The organism is Mariniluteicoccus flavus (assembly GCF_054776655.1).
The window spans coordinates 452,384-473,353 of record NZ_BAAHBN010000002.1 but is presented as its reverse complement, the minus strand read 5'-3'; the positions used below and the strand labels follow the sequence as shown (position 1 = coordinate 473,353).

The 20,970-nt window shown below is 70.2% G+C and carries 20 protein-coding genes; 6 read left to right on the top strand and 14 right to left on the bottom strand.

The window, feature by feature from the left end; translation table 11 throughout:
* On the top strand, nucleotides 1-253 hold a 253-nt coding region (locus tag ACYVAG_RS06215), incomplete at its 5' end, for a hypothetical protein (RefSeq protein ID WP_460768010.1).
* 185 nt (nucleotides 254-438) lie between these two features.
* Here the strand turns inward: ACYVAG_RS06215 and tyrS are convergent.
* From tyrS to ACYVAG_RS06170, 9 genes are read right to left on the bottom strand one after another with little or no spacing between them, the layout of a single operon-like run.
* Nucleotides 439-1,692, bottom strand: a complete 1,254-nt coding sequence (gene tyrS, locus ACYVAG_RS06210; RefSeq protein ID WP_460768007.1) for a tyrosine--tRNA ligase — start codon at nucleotides 1,690-1,692, stop codon at nucleotides 439-441.
* Between the two features lie 14 nt (nucleotides 1,693-1,706).
* On the bottom strand, nucleotides 1,707-3,236 hold the full coding sequence (argH, locus tag ACYVAG_RS06205) for an argininosuccinate lyase (protein ID WP_460768004.1): 1,530 nt from the start codon (nucleotides 3,234-3,236) through the stop codon (nucleotides 1,707-1,709).
* A gap of 41 nt (nucleotides 3,237-3,277) precedes the next feature.
* Entirely contained in the window at nucleotides 3,278-3,781 is a 504-nt protein-coding gene (locus tag ACYVAG_RS06200; RefSeq protein WP_460768002.1) for an arginine repressor, read from the bottom strand.
* 1 nt (nucleotide 3,782) lies between these two features.
* Complete coding sequence (argF, locus tag ACYVAG_RS06195) at nucleotides 3,783-4,754, bottom strand: ornithine carbamoyltransferase (protein ID WP_460767999.1); 972 nt, start codon at nucleotides 4,752-4,754, stop codon at nucleotides 3,783-3,785.
* Nucleotides 4,751-5,980, bottom strand: a complete 1,230-nt coding sequence (locus ACYVAG_RS06190) for an acetylornithine transaminase (RefSeq protein WP_460767997.1) — start codon at nucleotides 5,978-5,980, stop codon at nucleotides 4,751-4,753. The genes argF and ACYVAG_RS06190 overlap by 4 nt, the downstream gene beginning before the upstream one ends.
* Complete coding sequence (gene argB / locus ACYVAG_RS06185) at nucleotides 5,977-6,942, bottom strand: acetylglutamate kinase (protein ID WP_460767994.1); 966 nt, start codon at nucleotides 6,940-6,942, stop codon at nucleotides 5,977-5,979. The genes ACYVAG_RS06190 and argB overlap by 4 nt, the downstream gene beginning before the upstream one ends.
* On the bottom strand, nucleotides 6,939-8,093 hold the full coding sequence (gene argJ / locus ACYVAG_RS06180) for a bifunctional glutamate N-acetyltransferase/amino-acid acetyltransferase ArgJ (protein WP_460767992.1): 1,155 nt from the start codon (nucleotides 8,091-8,093) through the stop codon (nucleotides 6,939-6,941). Before argJ ends, argB begins: the two co-directional genes overlap by 4 nt.
* Complete coding sequence (gene argC, locus ACYVAG_RS06175) at nucleotides 8,090-9,124, bottom strand: N-acetyl-gamma-glutamyl-phosphate reductase (protein ID WP_460767989.1); 1,035 nt, start codon at nucleotides 9,122-9,124, stop codon at nucleotides 8,090-8,092. Before argC ends, argJ begins: the two co-directional genes overlap by 4 nt.
* Nucleotides 9,125-9,171: 47 nt before the next feature.
* Entirely contained in the window at nucleotides 9,172-9,765 is a 594-nt protein-coding gene (locus tag ACYVAG_RS06170; protein ID WP_460767986.1) for a GNAT family N-acetyltransferase, read from the bottom strand.
* 33 nt (nucleotides 9,766-9,798) lie between these two features.
* On the opposite strand from ACYVAG_RS06170, the gene ACYVAG_RS06165 reads away from it, so the two are divergent.
* Nucleotides 9,799-10,539: an SDR family NAD(P)-dependent oxidoreductase gene (locus tag ACYVAG_RS06165; RefSeq protein ID WP_460767983.1), complete on the top strand. Its 741-nt coding sequence runs from the start codon at nucleotides 9,799-9,801 to the stop codon at nucleotides 10,537-10,539.
* Nucleotides 10,540-10,554: 15 nt separating this feature from the next.
* Here the strand turns inward: ACYVAG_RS06165 and ACYVAG_RS06160 are convergent, their stop codons facing one another.
* The 3 genes from ACYVAG_RS06160 to pheS form a co-directional block, all read right to left on the bottom strand.
* Entirely contained in the window at nucleotides 10,555-11,382 is an 828-nt protein-coding gene (locus ACYVAG_RS06160) for a hypothetical protein (protein WP_460767980.1), read from the bottom strand.
* Nucleotides 11,383-11,485: 103 nt separating this feature from the next.
* On the bottom strand, nucleotides 11,486-13,984 hold the full coding sequence (gene pheT, locus ACYVAG_RS06155) for a phenylalanine--tRNA ligase subunit beta (RefSeq protein WP_460767977.1): 2,499 nt from the start codon (nucleotides 13,982-13,984) through the stop codon (nucleotides 11,486-11,488).
* Entirely contained in the window at nucleotides 13,981-15,075 is a 1,095-nt protein-coding gene (gene pheS, locus ACYVAG_RS06150; protein WP_460767974.1) for a phenylalanine--tRNA ligase subunit alpha, read from the bottom strand. The genes pheT and pheS overlap by 4 nt, the downstream gene beginning before the upstream one ends.
* Before the next feature lie 199 nt (nucleotides 15,076-15,274).
* Here pheS and ACYVAG_RS06145 point away from each other — a divergent pair, with 199 nt between their 5' ends.
* Genes ACYVAG_RS06145 through ACYVAG_RS06135 form a run of 3 tightly spaced genes read left to right on the top strand, consistent with a single transcriptional unit; the run spans nucleotide 15,275 to nucleotide 18,240 of the window.
* Nucleotides 15,275-16,375 (top strand): TRAP transporter substrate-binding protein, encoded by a 1,101-nt coding sequence (locus ACYVAG_RS06145; RefSeq protein ID WP_460767971.1) that lies wholly within the window; start codon nucleotides 15,275-15,277, stop codon nucleotides 16,373-16,375.
* An 18-nt stretch (nucleotides 16,376-16,393) separates the two neighbouring features.
* Nucleotides 16,394-16,927, top strand: a complete 534-nt coding sequence (locus ACYVAG_RS06140) for a TRAP transporter small permease (RefSeq protein WP_460767968.1) — start codon at nucleotides 16,394-16,396, stop codon at nucleotides 16,925-16,927.
* Nucleotides 16,928-16,929: 2 nt separating this feature from the next.
* Nucleotides 16,930-18,240, top strand: a complete 1,311-nt coding sequence (locus ACYVAG_RS06135; protein WP_460767965.1) for a TRAP transporter large permease — start codon at nucleotides 16,930-16,932, stop codon at nucleotides 18,238-18,240.
* 41 nt (nucleotides 18,241-18,281) lie between these two features.
* Here ACYVAG_RS06135 and ACYVAG_RS06130 read toward each other — a convergent pair whose 3' ends face one another.
* Nucleotides 18,282-19,277: an alpha/beta fold hydrolase gene (locus ACYVAG_RS06130; RefSeq protein WP_460767962.1), complete on the bottom strand. Its 996-nt coding sequence runs from the start codon at nucleotides 19,275-19,277 to the stop codon at nucleotides 18,282-18,284.
* A gap of 88 nt (nucleotides 19,278-19,365) precedes the next feature.
* Between ACYVAG_RS06130 and ACYVAG_RS06125 the strand changes: the two genes are divergently transcribed.
* Nucleotides 19,366-19,959: a TetR/AcrR family transcriptional regulator gene (locus tag ACYVAG_RS06125; protein ID WP_460767959.1), complete on the top strand. Its 594-nt coding sequence runs from the start codon at nucleotides 19,366-19,368 to the stop codon at nucleotides 19,957-19,959.
* 132 nt (nucleotides 19,960-20,091) lie between these two features.
* Here ACYVAG_RS06125 and ACYVAG_RS06120 read toward each other — a convergent pair whose 3' ends face one another.
* On the bottom strand, nucleotides 20,092-20,970 hold the full coding sequence (locus ACYVAG_RS06120) for a TrmH family RNA methyltransferase (RefSeq protein WP_460767956.1): 879 nt from the start codon (nucleotides 20,968-20,970) through the stop codon (nucleotides 20,092-20,094).

The window sequence follows — 20,970 nt, the reverse complement described above, 5'->3', positions numbered from 1 at the left end:
AAGAAACCATGAACCCCACCCACAGGCGAGGCCACGGGAACAACCCCAAAAAGAGTTGCACAAATTATTTGGCATTGACTTTAAGCACGCTGTTGAGTTCTCAAGAATCGACCACACACCTCGCTTCACCCTCTCAGGTGTTGCTTGGGGCAACTCGACTTACTTTAGTCAGGCGTTGTTCCCGAGTCAAATCGGGCTTTTCGCCATATTCCGCCCATCACGAATAACGCCTGGTCTCGTGGATTCTCATTGAACACACACGGTCACAGGTCGATCTGTGATGGTTGGAGTGCCTTCCCGGTCGGGCCGTTGGCCTTTCGGCCCTCGTCCCTCGCACCGGCGAGGCTTTGAATACATTACGCAGCCTCCAGCCCCTCGTCAAATCGGCGGGAGGTGGCGTACGCCACACCAGAGCGAGGCCTGGTGCGGGTCTGCGGGTCAGGGCCTGCGTACGACGCCTGCGGTCTTCTTGCCACGGCGGACGACGAGGTAGCGCCCGAACAACCAGCTGTCGCCCACCGATGCCGACTCGTCGGTGACCTTCACGTTGTTGACGTACGCGCCGCCCTCCTTGACCGCACGTCGGGCGGCACCCTTCGAGTCGACCACGCCGGCCGAGACCATCGCGTCGAGGACCCCCGGGTCGTCGCCCTCCAGCACTCCCCCGCCGACCTCCTCGGCGAGGCCGCGCAGCGTCGCCTCGTCCAGCGCGTCGATCTCGCCGCGACCGAACAGCGCCTCGGCGGCGTGGACCGCGGCCTCGCGCTGGGCCACGCCGTGGACCAGGTCGGTGACGTCATCGGCCAGGGCGCGCTGCGCGGCGCGACGGTGGGGCTCGTTCGTCAGTGACTCCTCCAACTCGGCGATCTCCTCGCGCGAACGCGGGCTGAACACCTTGAGGTATTCGATGACCTTCGCGTCCTCCGCGTTGAGGAAGAACTGGTGGAAGGCGTACGGGCTCGTCATGTCGGCGTCGAGCCACACCGTGCCGGACTCGGTCTTGCCGAACTTGGTCCCGTCGGCCTTGGTGAGCAGCGGCGTACAGATCGCGTGGGCGCGTTCGCCGTCGGAGCGGCGAATGAGTTCGACGCCGGCGGTGATGTTGCCCCACTGGTCGGAGCCGCCGGACTGCATGGTGCAACCGTGGCGCCGGAACAGTTCACGGAAGTCCATCGACTGGAGGAGGACGTAGCTGAACTCGGTGTAGGAGATGCCGGACTCCAGTCGCTTCGCCACGACGTCGCGGGCGAGCATGCGGTTGACCGGGAAGTGCTTGCCGACATCGCGCAGGAAGTCGAGCACCGACATCTCGGCGGTCCAGTCGTAGTTGTTCACCATCTGGGCGGCATTGTCGCCCTCGAACGAGACGAAGCGCTCGACCTGGCCACGGATGCGCTCCACCCAGGCGTGGACGGTCTCGACTGCGTTGAGTGAGCGCTCGGCGCTCTCCTTCGGATCGCCGATGAGGCCGGTGGCGCCACCGACCAGCAGCAGCGGGCGGTGGCCGTGCTTCTGCATGATGCGCGCCACGATCAGCTGCACGAGGTTGCCCATGTGGATGCTCGGCGCGGTGGGGTCGAAGCCCACATAGAACGTCACGGGCCCCGCGTCGAGGTGGGACGCCAGGGCCTCCTCATCGGTCGAGTTGGCCAGCAGGCCGCGCCACTTCAGTTCGTCGAGAGCTCCGTTCACGGTCGCCACCCTAGTCATTCGGCGGCTGGCCGGTCCCGCGCGGCGCGCACGCGGGACGGTTCCCACGGTTCCGGGAGCACCTCGTGGCTCAACCAGCCCTGTCGGGTGGCCACGAGGGCCGCCAGCGCCTGGTCGAGCTGGCGTGCGACTGCCTGCGGTCCAGTGCCACCGGTGGCCTCGCGGGACCCGACAGCGCCGTCGATCGTCAGCCGTTCCAGCACGCCGGCACCGAGCCGCTCGTCGATCTCGGGGAGGTCGTCGGCCGTCAGATCGGTCAGCTCGATGCCTCGCGCCTCGCAGTGACGCACCGCGGCACCGGCGATCTCGTGGGCCTCGGCGAACGGCACCCGCTGCTGCACCAACCAGTCGGCCACGTCGGTCGCCAGCGAGAACCCCTGCGGGGCTAGGACGGCCATCCGGTCGGTGTGGAAGGTGAGCGTACGGATCAGCCCCTCCATCGCCGGCAGCAACACGTGCAACTGGTCGAGGGTGTCGAAGATCGGCTCCTTGTCCTCCTGCAGGTCACGGTTGTACGCCAGCGGGAGCCCCTTGAAGGTCGTCATCAGCCCAGCGAGGTTCCCGATGAAGCGCCCGGCCTTGCCACGGGCGAGCTCGGCCACGTCGGGGTTCTTCTTCTGGGGCATGATGCTCGACCCCGTCGACCAGGCGTCGTCCAGCGTCACGAAACCGAACTCGACCGTCGACCAGAGGATGACCTCCTCGCTGATCCGCGACAGGTCGACACCGATCTGGGCGAGCACGTACGCCGCCTCTGCGGTCAGGTCGCGCGAGGCCGTTCCGTCGATGGAGTTCTCCACCGGACCGTCGAACCCGAGCTGCTCGGCGACCAGCTCGGGCGACAGCCCCAGCGAGGTGCCGGCCAGCGCCGCCGACCCGTACGGCGAGCGGGCCAGGCGCCGGTCGAGGTCCCCCAGGCGGTCGAGATCGCGCAGCAGCGGCCACGCGTGGGCCATCAGGTGGTGCGACAGCGCGACGGGCTGCGCCGACTGCAGGTGCGTACGCCCCGGCATGATCGCGCCCTGGTGGCGGGTGGCCTGCTCGACGAGCGCGTCCACGACCTGGGCGAGGGACTGGGCGGCGCCGCGGAGCGCGAGCCGCAGGTACAGCCGGATCAGTGTCGCGATCTGGTCGTTGCGCGAGCGCCCGGCGCGCAGGCGGCCACCGAGGTCGGGGCCGGCCTCCGCGATCAGCAGTCGCTCGAGCGCGCCGTGGACGTCCTCGTCGCTGTCGGCGGGTCGTGCGTCCCCCGACCGGACCCTCTCGATGAGCGTGGTGAGGGCGGCGTACAGGCCCTCGGCCTCCTCCTCGGTGAGCAGGTCGGCGGCGTACAGGGCGTTCGCGTGGGCGATCGACCCGCGCAGGTCCAGCTCGGCCAGGCGCCAGTCGAACTGCGTCGACTTCGACAGGGCGAACATCGCCTCGGCGGGACCGCCGGCGAACCTTCCGCCCCACAGCACGCCTTCACCGGCGCGGGACTCGGACGGGGTGGACGCAGTCTTGTCGGGTTCGATCTGGTCGGGCATGGCTCTCAATCTAGGGGACGTGACTCGAGGACGTGGGTGCTTCAGGCGCGCGGTTCGGCCGCCAGGGCGAGCACCCGGCGGGCCATCGCGTCGCCGCCGGCGGGGTCACGGGTGATGATCATGACGGTGTCGTCACCGGCGATCGTGCCGAGGATGTCGGGCCAGCCGACGCGATCGATGGCCGAGGCGAAATATTGCGCCGCGCCCGGGGGCGTACGCAGGACCGCGAGGTTCGCCGACGCCTCGGCCGACACGAGCACCTCACCGCACAGGCGTGCGAGCTTCGCATCGAACACCTGCGACTCCCCCGCGTGGTGGGAACGATCGCCGCCCTCCGCGGGCACCGCGTACATCAGATGTCCTTCCTGGCTGCGGATGCGGACCGCACCGACTTCGAGCAGGTCCTTCGACAGGGTGCCCTGGCTGACCGCGATCCCGTGGGCCGCGAGCTGCTCGGCGAGTTCGGTCTGGGACCGGATGTTGCGCTTCGCGATCAGGTCGAGGATCGCCGCCTGACGGGACGCCTTGGTCATCACGGGGTTCATCTCACACCCCTCGTGCGGCCTTGTCGAGGAACACGAGAATCGCCTTCTGCACGTGGCGCCGGTTCTCGGCCTCGTCCCACACCACCGACTGCGGACCCTCGAGCACCTCCTCGGCGATCTCCTTGCCGCGATAGGCCGGCAGGCAGTGCAGCACGATCGCCTCGGGGTGAGCCTTGCCCATCACCTCGGTGGTGATCGCGTAGGGCCCGAAAACCTGCTCCCGCACGTCGTCCTGACCCTCCTGCCCCATCGACACCCAGGTGTCGGTGGCGACGACGTCGACGCCGGCGACGGCCTCGGCGACGTCGTCGGTGACCGTCACCGAGCCGCCGGTCGTCGCCGCGACCTTCTTCGCCCGCTCCACCACGGCGGGGTCGGGCTGATAACCCTCGGGTGCGGCCACGCGGATGTGCATGCCGGCAACGGCTCCGGCCAGGACGTAGGACTGCGCCATGTTGTTGGCCCCGTCGCCCAGATAGGCGACCGTCAGGCCCGCAAGGGTTCCCTTGTGGTCGCGGATGGTCTGCCAGTCGGCAAGGGCCTGGCACGGGTGGAAGTCGTCGGTGAGCGCATTGACGACGGGTACGCCGGCGTACTCGGCCATCTCGACCAGCCGGTCGTGGCCGGACGTCCGCCACACGACGGCCGCCACGTGGCGGCCCAGCACGCGTGCGGTGTCCTTGATCGGCTCCCCGCGACCGAGTTGGGACAGCTGCGCGTCCATGATCATGGGGTGGCCGCCGAGCTCGGCGATGCCGGCCTCGAAGGAGATGCGCGTCCGGGTGGAGGCCTTGTCGAACAGGACTGCAACCGCACGAGGGCCCGCGAACGGCTTGTGGGCATAGGGATCGCGCTTGAACTCCGACGCGAGGTCGAGCACAGCGAGCTGCTCGTCGTGGCTCAGGTCGTCGTCGGCCAGGAAGTGGCGCAGGTTTCCGTCGGCGTTCTCGATGATGTGGGTCGGCGTGGTCATGCGGCACTCCGTTCGAGGATGGCGGGCAGCGCGTCCACGAAGGAGTCGACCTGCTCGGCGGTGATGATCAGGGGAGGCGCGACCCGCAGCACGTTCGGCCGCGGAGCGTTGATGATGAAGCCGGCTTCGAGGGCGGCGGCGTACGCGGCGGGGCCGATGTCGGTCGTCAGCACGATGCCGCGCAACAGGCCGCGCCCGCGGACGTGATCGACGAGCGGATGGTCGAGGGCCTCGACGCCGGCGGCCAGCCGATCTCCCATGGCGCGGGCGTTCGCGAGGAGGTCGTCGCGCTCGATCACCTGCAGGACGGCGAGTCCGGCGATCGCCGCGACCGGATTGCCACCGAAGGTGGTGCCGTGCGACCCGGGCTGGAGCAGTGCCTGGGCACGCCCGCTCGCCACGCATGCGCCCACGGGGAAGCCGTTGCCGAGGCCCTTGGCCAGGGTGACGATGTCGGCGCGTACGCCCGACGCCGCGCTGGCGAGCCAGTCGCCGCACCGGCCGATGCCGGTCTGGACCTCGTCGAACCACAGCAGCGAACCGTGCGCCTCGGTGAGACGGCGCGCGGCGGCGAGGTAACCCTTGGGCGCCTCGATGATGCCGTTCTCGCCCTGCACGGGCTCGAGGACCACGGCGGCGACGGTGTCGTCGACCGCCGCCGCCAGGGCGGCCTCGTCGCCGAAGGGCACGAACGTCACGTCGCCCGGCAGCGGCTGGAAGGGCTCACGATACTTGGGGTTCGCCGTGATGGCCAGGGCTCCCATCGAACGCCCGTGGAACGAGCCCTCCATGGCGACGATCCGCGTACGCCCGGTCATGCGCGTGATCTTGAAGGCGGCTTCGTTGGCCTCCGTGCCGGAGTTCGTGAAGAACACCTTGGTCTCGTGCGCGTCGCCACCGACCACGGTCGCCAGCTTCTCGGCCAAGGCGATCTGGGCCGGCGTCGCGAAGAAGTTCGACACGTGCCCGAGCGTCGCCAACTGGCTGGTGATGGCGGCGAGCACGTGGGGGTGCGCGTGGCCCAGCGAGTTGACGGCGATCCCGGCGAGGAGGTCGAGGTAGCGGTTGCCGTCGGCGTCCCAGACGTGGCAGCCCTCGCCGCGCACGAGCACGCGCCTGGGCAGACCGAAGGTGTTCATGACGGCGCCCTCATAGCGACCGAGGAGGTCGGCCTGGTGGGCCTGCGGCCGGCCGACGAGGTCGGCGGCGACGGAGTCGACGGTCATGCGGGATTCTCCTTGGTGGGAAGCGATGTCAGGGCGGCGGCGTGGTCGGCGAGGACCTGCGTGCCGATGCCGTCGTCGGTGAAGATCTCGAGCAACAGGGCGTGGGGTACGCGGCCGTCCAGGACAGTCGCCTTCGCGAGCCCGCCGTCGACGGCGTACAGGCACGCCTCCATCTTCGGCACCATGCCGGACTGGAGTGACGGCAGCATGGCCCGCAGATCGGTCGCGGAGATGCCGGTGATGATCTCGGGATCGTCCGGCCAGTTGCGATAGAGCCCCTCGACGTCGGTGAGGACGACGAGTTTCTCGGCGCCGAGTGCGACGGCCAGGGCCGCCGCCGCGGTGTCGGCGTTGACGTTGTGGACGGTGCCGTCCTCGTCGGGGGCGACGGTCGCCACCACGGGGATGCGGCCGGCCTCGATGAGGTCGAGCACGGCCTCGGGGTGGACCTCGGCGACGTCTCCGACGAGGCCCAGGTCGACGTCCTCACCGTCGAGCACCAACCCCTTGCGCTCGGCGACGAACAGGCCGGCGTCCTCGCCGGAAAGCCCCACCGCAAGGGGGCCGTGGGCGTTGACCAGGCCGACGAGTTCGCGGCCGACCTGACCCACGAGCACCATGCGGACGATGTCCATGGCCTCGGGAGAGGTCACGCGCAGTCCCCCGCGGAACTCCGACTCGATCCCGACCCGCTTCAACATGGTGGAGATCTGGGGGCCACCGCCGTGCACGACGACGGGGCGCACGCCGCAGCGCCGCAGGAAGACGATGTCCTCGGCGAAGGCCCGCTTCAGCTCGTCGTCGATCATGGCGTTGCCGCCGTATTTCACGACGATCGTCTTGCCGGCATAGGAATCCAGCCACGGCAGCGCCGCGGCGAGCACCGACGCCTTGTCGCCGGCGCTGAGCTGGCGCAGCGCGGCGGTCGTTGCGGTCTCGGGCACGGTCCGGGTCTCGGTCATGAGCTGTACTCCGCGTTCTCCTTGACGTAGTCATACGTCAGGTCGTTGGTCCACACCGTCGCGGTGGCGTCGCCCGCCCTGAGGTCCACGAGCACGTGGACGCGGCGATCCGACAGGTCCACCAAGGAGCGGTCGTCACCGATGGCGCCGCCCCGGCAGACCATGACGCCGTTGAAGCTCACGTCCACCCGGTCGGGGTCGTACGCGGCATCCGTCGTGCCGAGGGCGGCAAGAACCCTGCCCCAGTTGGGATCGCGCCCGAACACCGCGCACTTGAACAGGTTGCTCGAGGTGATGGAACGGCCGACGGTCACCGCGTCGTCGACGCTGGCCGCGTTGACCACCTCGACGGCGATGTCGTGGGACGCGCCCTCGGCGTCCCCCAACAACTGCTGGCCGAGGTCATGGCACAGCTCGGTGAGGGCGGCGGCGAAATCCTCGTCGTTCGGCGTGACCCCCGAAGCCCCCGAAGCCATCAGGATCACGGTGTCATTGGTTGACATGCAGCCGTCGGAGTCGAGCCGGTTGAGGGTGACGTCGGACGCGTTCGACAGCGCCCGCTCCAGGGAATCCGAGTCCACGCAGGCATCGGTCGTGATCACCACGAGCATGGTCGCGAGCCCGGGAGCCAACATGCCGGCCCCCTTCGCCATGCCGCCGATCGTCCATCCGCCGCGGGCGACCGCGGCCTCCTTGGGCACCGAGTCGGTGGTCATGATGGCGCGGGCGGCCTCACCGCCTCCCTTGTCGGACAGGGATTGCGCGGCCTGCTCCACCCCCGCGAGCAGTGCGGGCATCGGGAGTCGGATGCCGATCAGCCCGGTGGAACAGACCGCCACATCCGTGCTCTCGCAGGAGATCGCGGCAGCGACGGCCTCGGCGGTGGAGCGGGAGTCGGCGTACCCGGGTTCGCCGGTGCAGGCGTTCGCGCCACCGGAGTTGAGCACGACGGCACGGAGGGTGCCGTCGCACACCTCCTTCGACCAGCGCACGGGCGCGGCCTGGATGCGGTTGGCGGTGAAGACCGCCGCGGAGGTGAACTCCGGTCCCTGGTTCACGACGAGCGCGAGGTCGGCATTGCCGGACGACTTGATGCCGGCGGCGATGCCGGCCGCCGCGAACCCCTGCGGCGCGGTGATTCCGGTGCTCACGGCGCGACTCCGATCATCGGCAGAGCGGTGTGCTCGAGCAGCCCGCAGGCGAGGTTCATGCACTGGAGTGCGCCGCCCGCGGTGCCCTTGGTGAGGTTGTCGAGGGCGGCCACGACCACGAGTCGGCCAGCGGCGGCGTCGACGGCGACCTGCAGGTGCACGGAGTTGGATCCCAACACCGCCTGGGTCTGCGGCCACTGACCCTCGGGCAGGAGGTGGACGAAAGTCTCCTCGTCGTACGCGGCCGCGTACGCCTCCCGCACCTGCGTGAGGGTCGTGGTGGCGTCGGCCAGCGGCGCGGTGCACGTCGCGAGGATGCCGCGGGACATCGGCACGAGAACGGGCGTGAACGAGAGGGTCGGCGCCTCGGCACCGAGCTTTTCCAAGTTCTGCAGGATCTCCGGGGTGTGCCGGTGCACCCCACCCACGCCGTAGGCGGAGGCCGAACCCATCAGCTCCGCGCCGAGCAGATGCGGCTTGGGCGCCTTGCCCGCCCCCGACGGTCCGGACGCTGCCACGACGACCGTGTCGTGACCGGTGATCAGGCCGGCGGTCAGTGCGGGCAGGAGCGCCAGGGTCACCGAGGTGGGATAGCAGCCCGGCACGGCGATGCGGGTGCTGCGCGCGAGGGCGTGGCGCTGCCCGGGCAGTTCGGGGAGCCCGTAGGGCCAGGTCCCGGCGTGGTCGGAACCGTAGAACGCCTTCCACTGCTGCGCGTCCTCGAGCCGGAAGTCGGCGCCGCAGTCGATGACGACGGTCGCGTCGCCCAACTGGGAGGCGATCTCGGCCGACGCCCCGTGGGGCAGGGCCAGGAACACGACGTCGTGGTCGACGAGGTGCTCGAGGGTGGTGGGGAGGATCTCGCGGTCGGCCAGCGGGGTCAGGTGGGGCTGGTGTTCGCCCAGCAACGAGCCGGCGGAACTCCCGGCCGTGAGGTTCCCTATCACCACAGCGGGGTGCTCGAGTAGCAGGCGGAGGAGTTCGCCGCCCGCGTACCCGGTGCAGCCCGCGACTGCCACTCTCAACGTCATGCGAATAACTATGCCATAGATGGAATAGTTACGCCATTGATGCGCGGTCAGCCCCGGTGGCGCGCCACCCGCCGCTGCAGGTTCGTGCGGATCGCCGGCCACTCGTGGGGCAGGATCGAGAACTGGACGGTGTCGCGGAGGTTGCCCTCGCGATCGCGGACGTCATTGCGCAGAACGCCGTCCTGGCGGGCGCCGAGCCGCGCGATCGCCTCGCGGGACTGGAAGTTCATGAAGTTGGTCCGGAGGACCACGCTCGCGCAGCCGAGACCCTCGAACGCGTGGGTCAGCAACAGGAGCTTGGAGTCGGGGTTCGTGCCGGAGCCGTGGGCCGACGCGCGGTTCCACGTGTAGCCGATCTCCACCCGCGGCACCTCCAGCGCCAAGTTGCAGTAGGTCGTCACGCCGAGGACCTGCTGGTCACTCAACCTCACCGCCACGAAGGGGGCCAGTTTTCCCGCCTCCCGCTTCGCGAGCTTCTCGGCCACGTCGTCAGCCATCGCCCCCGGCGCAGGGACCGAGGTGTAGAAGAGGTTCCAGAGCTCGCCGTCGGCAGCCGCCTCCTCGAGTGCGCCGACGTGGTCGGTGCGCAGGGGCTCCAGACGCACGAGGTCGCCGGTCAGGGTCAGGTCGGGGTCGATCACTCCCCCATCCAAGCACGCTGGCAGGCTGGAGCCATGAGTTCTCAGGTCATCGCCATCTTCGGCGGCCGCAGCGAGATCGGTCTCGAGATCGCCACGCGCCTCGCCCCCGGCAACACCGTCGTCCTGGCCGCCCGCCCCGGGCGCATGGAGACGGCGGTCCTCGCCTGCGAGGCGGCCGGGGCGACGCGCGTCGAGGTCGTCGAGTTCGACGCCGACGACACCGACGGGCACGACGCGCTGGTCGCCGACATCGAGGCCCGGGTCGGCCCCATCGACATCGCGGTGCTCGCCTTCGGCATCCTCGGCGACCAGGCCGAAGCCGAGCGCGACCACCGGGCGGCGGTGAAGATCCTCCACACCGACTTCATCGCGCAGGCCTCGCTGCTGACCGTGCTGGCCAACACCATGCGGGAGCGGCGCCGCGGCGCCATCGTCGCGTTCTCGTCGGTCGCGGGAGCGCGCGTACGCCGGGCCAACTACGTCTACGGATCCGCCAAGGCGGGCCTCGACGGATTCGCGTCGGGACTCGCGGATGCACTGCACGGCACCGGCGTACGCCTGGTGATCGCGCGTCCCGGCTTCGTCATCGGCCGCATGACCGACGGCATGGACCCGGCGCCGTTCTCGAGCAAGCCGGGCCAGGTCGCCGACGCCGTCGTCTCCTTCCTGGCCAAGGATTCCGGGGTCGACCTGTGGATCCCGTGGCAGCTGCGGGCCATGTTCGCCCCGGCCCCGTTCATCCCGCGCGCGGTGTGGCGGAGGATGCCGCGCTGAGCGACCGGGCGTCAGCTACCGACGCCGCAGCGGGTTGGCCCGCGTGGGGATGTCGCCCTCGTGCCAGGGATCGCTGGGGGTCTGCGGCGCCGCGGGGAACTGTTCGGTCGGATCGTCGTCGTGGGCCGGCATCGCCTGCGTCGGTTCGGGCGCGTACGCCTGCCACCGCCCCGGCGGGCTGTAGTGACGGATCGGCGTCTCGGGCGCACCCACCGACGCCTCCGGTCCGTACGCAGACTGGCGCCGGACCGCCGCGTACGCCGACCTGGCCGCGAAGGCGAGCCCGAGCAGGATCACGACCGCCGAGGTCACGGTCTGTGCGGCGTTGTGGCCCCGCAGCACTGCGGGGAGCCCCGCCGCGATGGTGCCGCTCAGCCCCAGTCCGAGGACGACCCCCGCCGCGGCGCCGAGCGCGTCCCGGCGGGTGGTGAGCCACCCCAGAAGGCCGGCCATCACACCGAGGACGAGGGGTCCGGCGACCCAGAAGGCGAGGTTCGGCGTCAGCCGCTCGAGGGCCTGGTCGAACGACGCCCCACGCGCGAGTGCGGTGACCGCGTCGGCGACGTTGCGCACCAGGGAGGCGGCGAGCAGCCCCAACGCTCCGCTGGACGCGGCCCACCAGCCCGTACGCGCGCCCCGGCCCAGCCAGCCCGCGAACAGCGCCCAGGCCCAGGCGGAACCCACCAGTGGCCCCACGACGTCGAGGGCGATGGTGCGGCCGGGGCCGGGCAGCAGCGGACCGACCACCTCGATCGCGACCAGCAGCAGCCCGAAGGCGATCCCCTGCCGCACGGGTCGACGCCCGCGGCGGGGCCGGGGTGGCGCATTCCAGGCAGACGACATGTATCGAGGCTAGGCGCCCCGGTCAATGGGTGTGACTTTTCGCTCGCGATCAGCGATCTCGGCGCGCTCTGGCGCCTCAGGATCGTCACTGACGAGCGAAAAGTCACGAACGCAGCTCGGCCCCCGTCGCCTCGCCGGCCCGCGCCACCGCCGCGTCGCGCGCGGCCGCGGCCTCGGCGTCCTTCAGCGTGCGGTCGGGCGCGCGGAAGCGCAACGCGTACGCCAGCGACTTCTTGCCCGCGGGGACCTGGTCGCCGGTGTAGAGGTCGAACAGCCGGATCGACTCCAGCAGGTCGCCGGCCCCCTCGACGAGGGCGCGCTCCACATCCGCCGCGGGCACTCCGGCGTCGACGACGAGCGCGACGTCCTCCTTGGCGACCGGGTTGCTCGACAGCGGCGCGATGGTGCCGGGGCCCGGCTGGGCCGCCAGCAGCGCGTCGAGGTCGAGCTCGACCGCGCACGCCCCGGCGGACAGGCCGAACGCCTCGGCGACCTTCGGGTGGAGTTCACCGGCCAGCCCCACGACCGACCCCGCGAGGAGGACCTCCGCGCAGCGCCCCGGGTGGAAGGGCGCGACCGCGGCCGTGCGGCGCTCGAGCGCGACGCCCAGCGTGGTCGCGAGGACGTCGACGAGCGCCATCGCGTGCTGCCACGTGACGGGTTCGGCGGGCCGGTCCCAGCGCGCCGGCTGCCAGTTGCCGGCCAGCAGGACGCCGACGTGGCGCGGCTGCTGGGGCAGCGCCGCGTCGATGGCGGCGACCTCAGCGTCGGTGGGTCGGCGGTCGACCGGCGGCATGGGCGCGGGCCCGGCGCCAGGTTCGGCGCGGAAGACCGAGCCCACCTCGAACAGCGCGACGTCATCGAGGCCGCGGCTGGCGTTGCGGGTCGCCGAGGCCAACAGCCCGGGCAACACCGTGGTGCGCAGGAACGGCGCGGTCTCGGCCAGCGGGTTCGCCAGCCGCACGAGGCGGCGGCGCGCGTCGTCGGCCGGGACCCCGAGCTTGTCGAGGTCGCCCTCCGCGAGGAACGGGAACGTCAGCACCTCGACGAGCCCCGCCCCGGCCAGCGCGCCGACCGCGGCCCGGCGCCCCTTCTGGGCCGCGGTCAGGCCGCGCCCCCCGGGGGCGGGCGGGAGGACGCCGACGATGCGATCGAGGCCGACCTTCTGGCCGACCTCCTCGACGTAGTCATAGGGGTCGCGCAGGTCGGGTCGCCACGTCGGCGGCGTGACCGCGAGCGACTCGCCCGTGCGCTCGACGCGGATGCCGGCGCCGGTCAGCGCGGCCACGACGGTCTCCGTGTCGACCGGCATGCCGAGGATGCGCTGCGGCAGGTCGGCGGGCAGCGTGGCCGGCACGGGGGCCGGGACCTCGCCCACGACCGTCACGGCCTCGTCGATCGTCCCCCCGGCCAGGTCGACGAACAGGTCGGCGGCGCGACGGGCGGCGGCGTACGCGGCCGCCGGGTCGACGCCGCGCTCGAAGCGACGCGACGCCTCGGACGGCAGCTTGTGGGCGCGTGCGGTGCGCGAGACCGAGGCGCGGTCGAACGCCGCGGCCTCGATCACGACCTCGGTGGTCGTGTCGGACAGCTCGGTGGCGGCCCCGCCCATGACGCCCGCCAGGCCGATGGGCCCCGAGTCGTCGGCGATGACGAGGTCACCGGCGCGCAGCGTGCGTCGCTGGTCGTCGAGGGTGGTCAGCGTCTCGCCCTCGACCGCGTCGCGGACCACGATCGTGCCGGCGACCTTCGCGGCGTCATAGCCGTGGAGAGGCTGGCCGATCTCGAGCATCACGAGGTTGGTGATGTCGACCGGCAGCGAGATGGAGCGTACGCCGCCCGCAACCAGGCGCTTCTTCAGCCAGGCCGGCGTGGGCCGGGTCGGGTCGATGCCGGTGACGCGCTGGGCGACGAACCGCGCACAGCGCGGGTCGTCCAGGCGTACGCCGACGCTCCCGGACGCCTCGGCGTGGTCCCCGCCCACAGGGTCGGTGAACGGCACGTCGAACGCCTGCGCCAGCTCGCGCGCGAGTCCGCGGATCGACAGGCAATGGGGCATGTCAGGCGTGACCTCGAGGGTGAAGATGACCTCGTCGGCGCCGAGCAGCGGCATGGCCGGCTGGCCGACCGCGGGCTCGCCGTCGAGCACGATGATGCCGTCGCCGTCCTCGGGCAGGCCGAGCTCGACGGTCGAGCAGATCATGCCGTCCGACACGTGGCCATAGGTCTTGCGCGCGGCGATGGCGAACCCGCCGGGCAGCACGGCGCCGGGCAGCGAGACGACCACGTGGTCACCGACGTCGAAGTTGTGGGCGCCGCAGACGATGCCCCTGCCTCGAGGCGCTTGGGGGTCGGCGGGCTCGCCGTCCGGGTTGTGTTCGCCCACGTCGACGGTGCACCAGTTGATCGTCTTGCCGTTCTTCTGGGGTTCCGGCGTGCGCTCGAGCACCTTGCCGACGACGACGGGGCCGGTCACCTCGGTGCCGGCCTGCACGCCCTCGACCTCGATGCCGGCGCGGACCAACGCGTCGCTGATCGCGTGGACCGGCACGTCGGCCGGGATGGGGGCGAACTCGCGGAGCCAGGACAGCGGGGCCTTCATCGGGCGATCCCTTCGAGAGAGCGGGAGAAGCGGACGTCACCCTCGACCATGTCACGCAGGTCGGTGGCGCCGTTGCGGAACATGACACCGCGGTCGATGCCCATGCCGAACGCGAAGCCGGAATAGACCTCCGGGTCGATGCCGCAGGCCACGAGCACGCGGGGGTTGACCACGCCGCAGCCGCCCCACTCGATCCAGCCCTCGCCGCCACAGGTGCGGCAGGTCGAGTCGGCCCCCTTGCAGATGAAGCACTGCAGGTCGACCTCGGCGCTCGGCTCGGTGAACGGGAAGAAGTGGGGGCGAAAGCGCGTGGTGACGCCCCCGAACAGCTCGCTGGCGAGGTGGTCGAGCGTGCCCTTCAGGTGGGCCATCGAGATGTCCTTGTCGACCACGAGGCCCTCGACCTGGTGGAAGACCGGCAGGTGGGTCGCGTCGAACTCGTCGGCCCGATAGACCTTGCCGGGGCAGGCGATATAGACCGGCAGGTCGCGCTCCAGGAGCGCGCGGGCCTGCACGGGCGAGGTGTGCGTACGCATCAGCAGGTGGCTGTCGACCGGGTCGACGAACAGGGTGTCCTGGAGATAGCGCGCCGGGTGGTCGGGCGGGAAGTTCAGGGCGTCGAAGTTCAGCCACTCGGCCTCGAGCTCGGGGCCCTCCGCGATCTCCCAGCCCATCGCGACGAAGATGTCGCTGACGAGGTCCATCATGCCGGTGATGGGGTGGATCGCGCCGCGGGGCGCGAGCGACACCGGCATCGTGACGTCGACGGCCTCGGCCGCGAGCCGGGCCTCCACCTCGGCCTCGTCGAGGGCGGTCTGGCGGGCCTTGAGCGCCTGGTTCACACGCCCGCGGGCCTGGCCCACGCGGGCGCCGGCCTCCTTGCGGGCCTGCGGCGGCAGAGCGCCGATCTCGCGGTTCGCGAGCGCCAGCGGCGAGCGCTCGCCCGTGTGGTCGATGCGGGCCTGCTTGAGCTCGGCCGTCGAGGCGGCCTGCTCGAAGGCGGCCAGCGCGTCGGCGACGAAGCGGTCGATCTCGTCGCCGTTCAGCGGCGTGACCTGGACGGGATCGAAGTTCGTGTTCGGCCCGGACATGGGCTCCCCTCGGCTCGGTGGCGTGCGGCGCCGGTCGGTTCGGCGCACGGGCCAGTCTAGGGACTTCTGGGCAGTGCGTCCGCGGGGCTCGCGCCCCGGTCGGCGTACGCAGGTCTCGACTCGGTCTCGCTGTCATCCACGATCTTGACGGGGCCGCCTGACCGGGATTGACTGTCCGCCAAGCTGAATCGCGTTCGAGATGCTGAACGCGGTCGCCGCGGGGACAGCGGGGTCTCCGTGCAGACCTGAAGGAGACGCAATAAGGCGCAGGGATTTCGGTATCGCCGTCGGCCTCGGCACCCTCGGCCTCGCGGGGCTCACCGGGTGCGGAGGCGGCACCGGCGGCGGCGGTGGTACGGCTGCCAAGAAGACGACCTTCACGCTCGCCTTCGACCAGACCGAGCAGCACCCGCAGTTCAAGGCCGCCGAGGCCATGGGCAAGAAGCTCAAGGAGCCGACCGAGGGGCGCTACGACATCAAGGTCTACGGCAACGAGCAGCCCGGCAGCCAGAACGAGGTCGTCCAGAACGTCTCGAAGGGCACCGTGGACATGATGTACATCGGTGGCCCGGTCATGAAGTCGTTCAACCCGGACTTCATCGTGTTCAACCTGCCCTACATGTTCGACAGCCGGGAGGCCCAGAACCAGGTGTTCGGCGACCAGGCCGTGATGGGCAGCCTGATGAAGTCCATCGAGGGTTCCAAGAAGATCACGGCGCTCGCCGCGCTGCACGCCGGCACCCGCAACATCTACAACGCGAAACGCGCCATCAAGTCTCCGGCCGACATGGCCGGCCTCAAGATCCGCGTCCAGCAGTCGGACTCGCAGGTGAAGATGCTGCAGTCCATGGGCGGAGTCGCCTCGCCCATGGGCCAGGGCGAGGTCTACACCGCGCTCCAGAGCGGCGTGCTCGACGGGGCCGAGAACAACGAGACGGTGTTCCACGCCCTCAAGCACGACGAGGTGTCGAAGTTCTACTCCTACACCCGCCACCTCATGATCCCGGACTACCTGCTCATCAACACCGACACGCTGGGGAAGATGAGCGAAGCCGACCGCACCACGTTCCTCAAGCTCGTGGGGGAGCTGCGCACCGAGGCCGACGCGGGCCTCGTCACCTATGCCCAGGAATCCAAGACCGCTGCCGAAAAGCTGGGGGCCAAGTTCAACGACGACGTCGACATGGCGGCCTTCAAGGCGGCGGTCAAGGCTCAGGTGGACGCCGCGATCAACAACGACGTCCGCAAGAAGCTGTACGAGGCCGTCCAGGCGGCCAACAAGGCCTTCCCGGCCAAGTGAGGACGGGGCCCCACTGAGATGAACGCCGTCTGGAAGTTCAAGGCGGGACTGGACGCCTTCCTGCGCTGGTTCTGCATCGTCCTGTTCGCCGTGCTGGTGGCCCTGGTCGTGTGGCAGGTGTTCGTACGCCAGGTCCTCCACTCGGGCAACCCGTGGACCGAGGTCGCCGCTCGGACGGTGTTCATCTGGCAGGGGCTCATCGGCGCGGCCTACGTCATCGGCGAGAACGACGACGTCGCCATCGACTTCCTGGTGCGCCGGCTGCCCGCGGGCATTGTGAAGGCCGTCGAGGTCCTGGCCCACGCGATCGTGGCCGGCTTCGCCGCCTGGATCATGGTCTGGGGTGGCAGCCGGATTTCCGCCAACAGCTGGTCGGACGTCGTGCAGCTGCTGCCGGTCAGCCAGGGTCAGCTCTATCTGGCCCTGCCCATCGCGGGAGGGTTGATCGTCATCTATTCGATCCTGCACATCCTCCACACGATCACCAAGAAGATCGAGGTCGCCGATCCCAACGAGATCGACATCGACGCCATCGTGGAAGAGGGGATCTGAGCATGAGTGAAGCAGCACTCGTCGGAGTCATTCTCATCGGCGGAATGTTTGCCCTGATGGCGATCGGCGTCTCCGTCTCCGTGTCGATCGGCCTGCCGTCGGCGGTCGCCCTCATGATGCTCATGGGTGGCGAAGACGCCCTCGAGACGTCGGCCCAGAAGATCTACAACGGCGTGGACTCGTTCCCGCTCCTGGCCATCCCTCTCTTCGTGCTCGCGGGTGCCATCATGAACCACGGCGGCATCGCCAAACGCCTGATCGACCTGGCCCGCGCCATGACGGGCCGCATGCCGGGCGGCCTCGCCCAGACGAACATCATCGCCAATGCGCTGTTCGGGGCGATCTCGGGCTCGGCCCTGGCCGGCGCCTCGGCGGTCGGCTCGATCATGGCGCCGGCCCAGAAGAAGGACGGCTACGACATGTCGTTCGCCGCCTCGGCGAACATCTCGTCGGCGCCATCCGGCATGCTCATCCCGCCGTCGAACACCCTGATCGTGTACGCCCTCGTCTCCCAGGCCTCCGTCGGCGCACTGTTCCTCGCGGGGTACGTCCCCGGAATGCTGTGGGCGGTCTCGTGCATGGTCATCGTGTGGTGGTACGCCCGCAAGCGCCCCGAGCTCCGTGGCGCCGGGTTCCCACCCTTCGTCGAGGGCCTCAAGATCTTCGGCCGCGCCGTGCCGAGTCTCCTGCTGATCGTCATCGTCATCGGCGGCATCATCATGGGCACGTTCACCCCGACCGAGGGCGCGGCCATCGCCGTCGTGTACGCAGCGGTCCTCTCGCTGGTCTACCGCGAGATCACGGTGAAGGACTTCCCCAGGCTCCTGCTCGAGGCGACGCGGACCAGCTCGGTGGTGATCTTCCTGATCGCGCTGTCGACGATCATGTCGTTCTCGATGACGTTCGCAGACATCCCGGAACTCATGGGTGAGTGGATGGTCTCGCTGACCGATTCGAAGGTCGTGTTCCTGCTGATCATGGCGGTGCTGCTGCTGATCGTGGGCATCCCGCTCGACGCCACCCCGGCCATCCTCATCTTCACGCCGATCTTCTTGCCGATCGCCACCGAGCACTATGGGATCGACCCCATCCACTTCGGCATCATGATCACGTTCAACATGTGCATCGCGGTGATCTCGCCCCCCTCGGCGCCGGTCCTCTTCGTCGGCGCCCGCGTGGCCGGCCAGAAGGTCGAGGACGTCTTCAGACCGATGCTCCCGTTCTTCCTGTCACTCATCGTGATGCTGCTCATCGTGCAGTTCGTGCCCGAACTCTCGCTCTGGCTTCCCCGGGTCGCGGGACTGATGCGCTGACGCGGTGACCCCGGTCGGCACGAACTTCACGACCGTCCGACTCAGTCGACGCCGGCGACGAACGCCAGCACCCGTCGGTCGAAGGCCTCACCGTTGACCCCGTGCCCGGCGTCGGGGTCGACGGTGATGTCGATGCCGGGGATCATCGCGCGGGCGCGCGGGACCACCACGTCGGCGTCGTTGACCTCGCTGCGGCCGCCGATGACGGTCATCACCGGCATGCGCAGTGACCGGAGCTGCTCGTCGGTGGGCACCTCGGGCACCGGCTGACGGACGGCGTACTCGTCGATGCCCGCCGTGACGATCTTCGCCTCGGGCACGGACGGGTCGACGGGGGCGCCGTTGATCCACTCGACGAACCAGTCGTTGTAGGCCTTCGGCATGAGCGGGAACGTCGTGAACATCGAGGCGATCATCATCGGGGCCGGCGGCATCCCGAACACCAGCGCGGGATCGGCGAGGCTCAGGCTGGCCACGACCCGCGGATGCCGGATCGCATGGTTGACCGCGGTCCACCCGCCGAAGGAGAGCCCCACGAGGTGCAGGCGCGGCTCGCGGGTCTGGGTGATCACCTGGTCGAGCCAGCGGGCCTGGTCGGCGCCGTCGGCCACGCGCCGGGTCTGGACGCTCTTCCCCGGCTGGCCCAGCAGGTCCAGCGCCCACACCGGCCGGTCCTCCAGCAGGATCGGCAGGTCACCCAACCACAGCGGCGCCGGGGCGCTGTGCCCCGGCAGCAGGAGCAGCGGCGTACGCGCCCGATAGGCGGCATCAGCGCCCGGTTTCTCGAACCGGTACGCGCGGACCGTCCCGAAGTCGGTGGCGAAGTCGTGGGCGGTCGATGGGGGCATCAGCGCCATCACTTCGTCGTAGGCCGCGTTGAACCGCTGCTCGGCAGCCGGAGACTTCCACCCGCCCACCTCGCGTCGATCGGCCATGAGGAGCGCGAGGTTGGCGGCGACAAAGACGATCGGCGCCAGGACGACGACGGCGATCGAGGTACGGACGGGATGGCGGCGAAACACGCCGGAGCGGGACATGACGACTCCTGGGGTGGGTTTCAAGTCACTTGCATCGTAACCGTCCGCCACCGGCTTTTCAATGCGTACGCATTGCTACGATGTACGCATGCCCAGGACCGTCGACTCCGACCAACGTCGCACCGAGATCATCCACGGCGTGTTCGCCGTCATCGCCGAATCCGGCCTGCCTGGTGTCACCCTGCGCTCCGTCGCGGCCGCGGCGGGCGTCTCGATGGGGCGGGTGCAGTACTACTTCAGGTCGAAGGACGACCTCGTCCTGGCGGCCTGCGCCGCGATGATCGGCGCGGCCGAACAGCAGTACGCGGACCGTACGGCCCGCTCCCCCAGCCTCCGCGCCCAGCTGCGCCACCTCGCGCTCGCCGGCATCCCGGCCGATGCCGAACAGCGCATCGGCGCCTCGATCTGGCTCGCCTTCGTGACCGCCGCGGCGACCGATGAGCGCCTGTCGGCCACCATCGCCGACGCGTGGAGGGGCACGGAGGACGAGATCACGGGGTTGCTGCGTCGGGCGGCCGATGACGGGGTGCTGGGTCCCGGCGTACACCCCAGGCGCGCAGCCCGCACCCTGACCGCGGCGATGAACGGACTGGTGGCGATGGTGCTCGCCGGCGCCCTGACCCATCGGCAGGCGACCGAGGCACTGGGATCGCAGATCGACGGGCTTTTCACCGCTGGCTGACGACCGCAATCGCGGAGAAGCCTGAGTGGCGCCAGGTCCATGAGCATCATCATCGACCACATCATGTCTGCGGTGACGATGGTGTGGGCACGGTGCCGTGAGTACGCGGCACCGTGCATACCTTTGCCGAAATCAGCGCCGCTGCGCGTACGCCGAGGCGTGCAGGCACACCGCGGCGGCCGTGGCGAGGTTCAGCGACTCGGCCAGCCCGTGCAGCGGGACGGAGACGACCTCGTCGGCCAGCGCCGCGTGTTCGGGCGGCAGGCCCCAGGCCTCGTTGCCCATCACCCAGGCCGTCGGGGCGGCGAGGTCGCCGGAATCCAGCATCGCGTCGAGGTCACGCGTGCCGCCGCCGTCGGCCGCGAGGACCCGCATTCCCCGGTCACGCAGGAATCCCAACGTGTTCTCGAGGTCGGCGCCGGTGACGATCGGCAGGTGGAAGATCGAGCCGACCGAGGCGCGGACGATCTTGGGGTTGTGGAGCTCGACCGAGTCGGCGGACAGGATCACCGCGTCGGCGCCGAACGCGTCGGCGCAACGGATGACGGTGCCGGCGTTGCCGGGGTCGCGCACCTGTGCGCAGACCACGACCAGGCGCGCGTCGGCGGGGATCGCGTCGAGCTCGGTGTCGACCGAGTGGCAGACGGCGACGATCCCCTGCGGAGTCACGGTGTCGCACACGGTCTTGAGCTCGGCGGGGGTCACCTCGAACACGGGTACGCCGGCGTCGCGGGCGGTGCGGGCGAGGCTCCTCGACTCGCTGCGCTCGCTCGGAGAACGTGAACCGGGGCGCTCGTCGCGCGCCAGGCTCCTCGACTCGCGTGAACCCTCGACCCAGACCTCCGTGACGCTGCCGTGGGCCAGGGCCTCGCGTACGGCCTGCGGGCCCTCGGCCAGGAACAGGCCCGACTCCACGCGGTGCTTGCGCTGGAGCAGACGTCGAGCCGACCGGAACCGCCCCTGCGAGGGACGGTTCGCGGCCGGCTCGGCGGCGTGCAGGTGATCAGACAT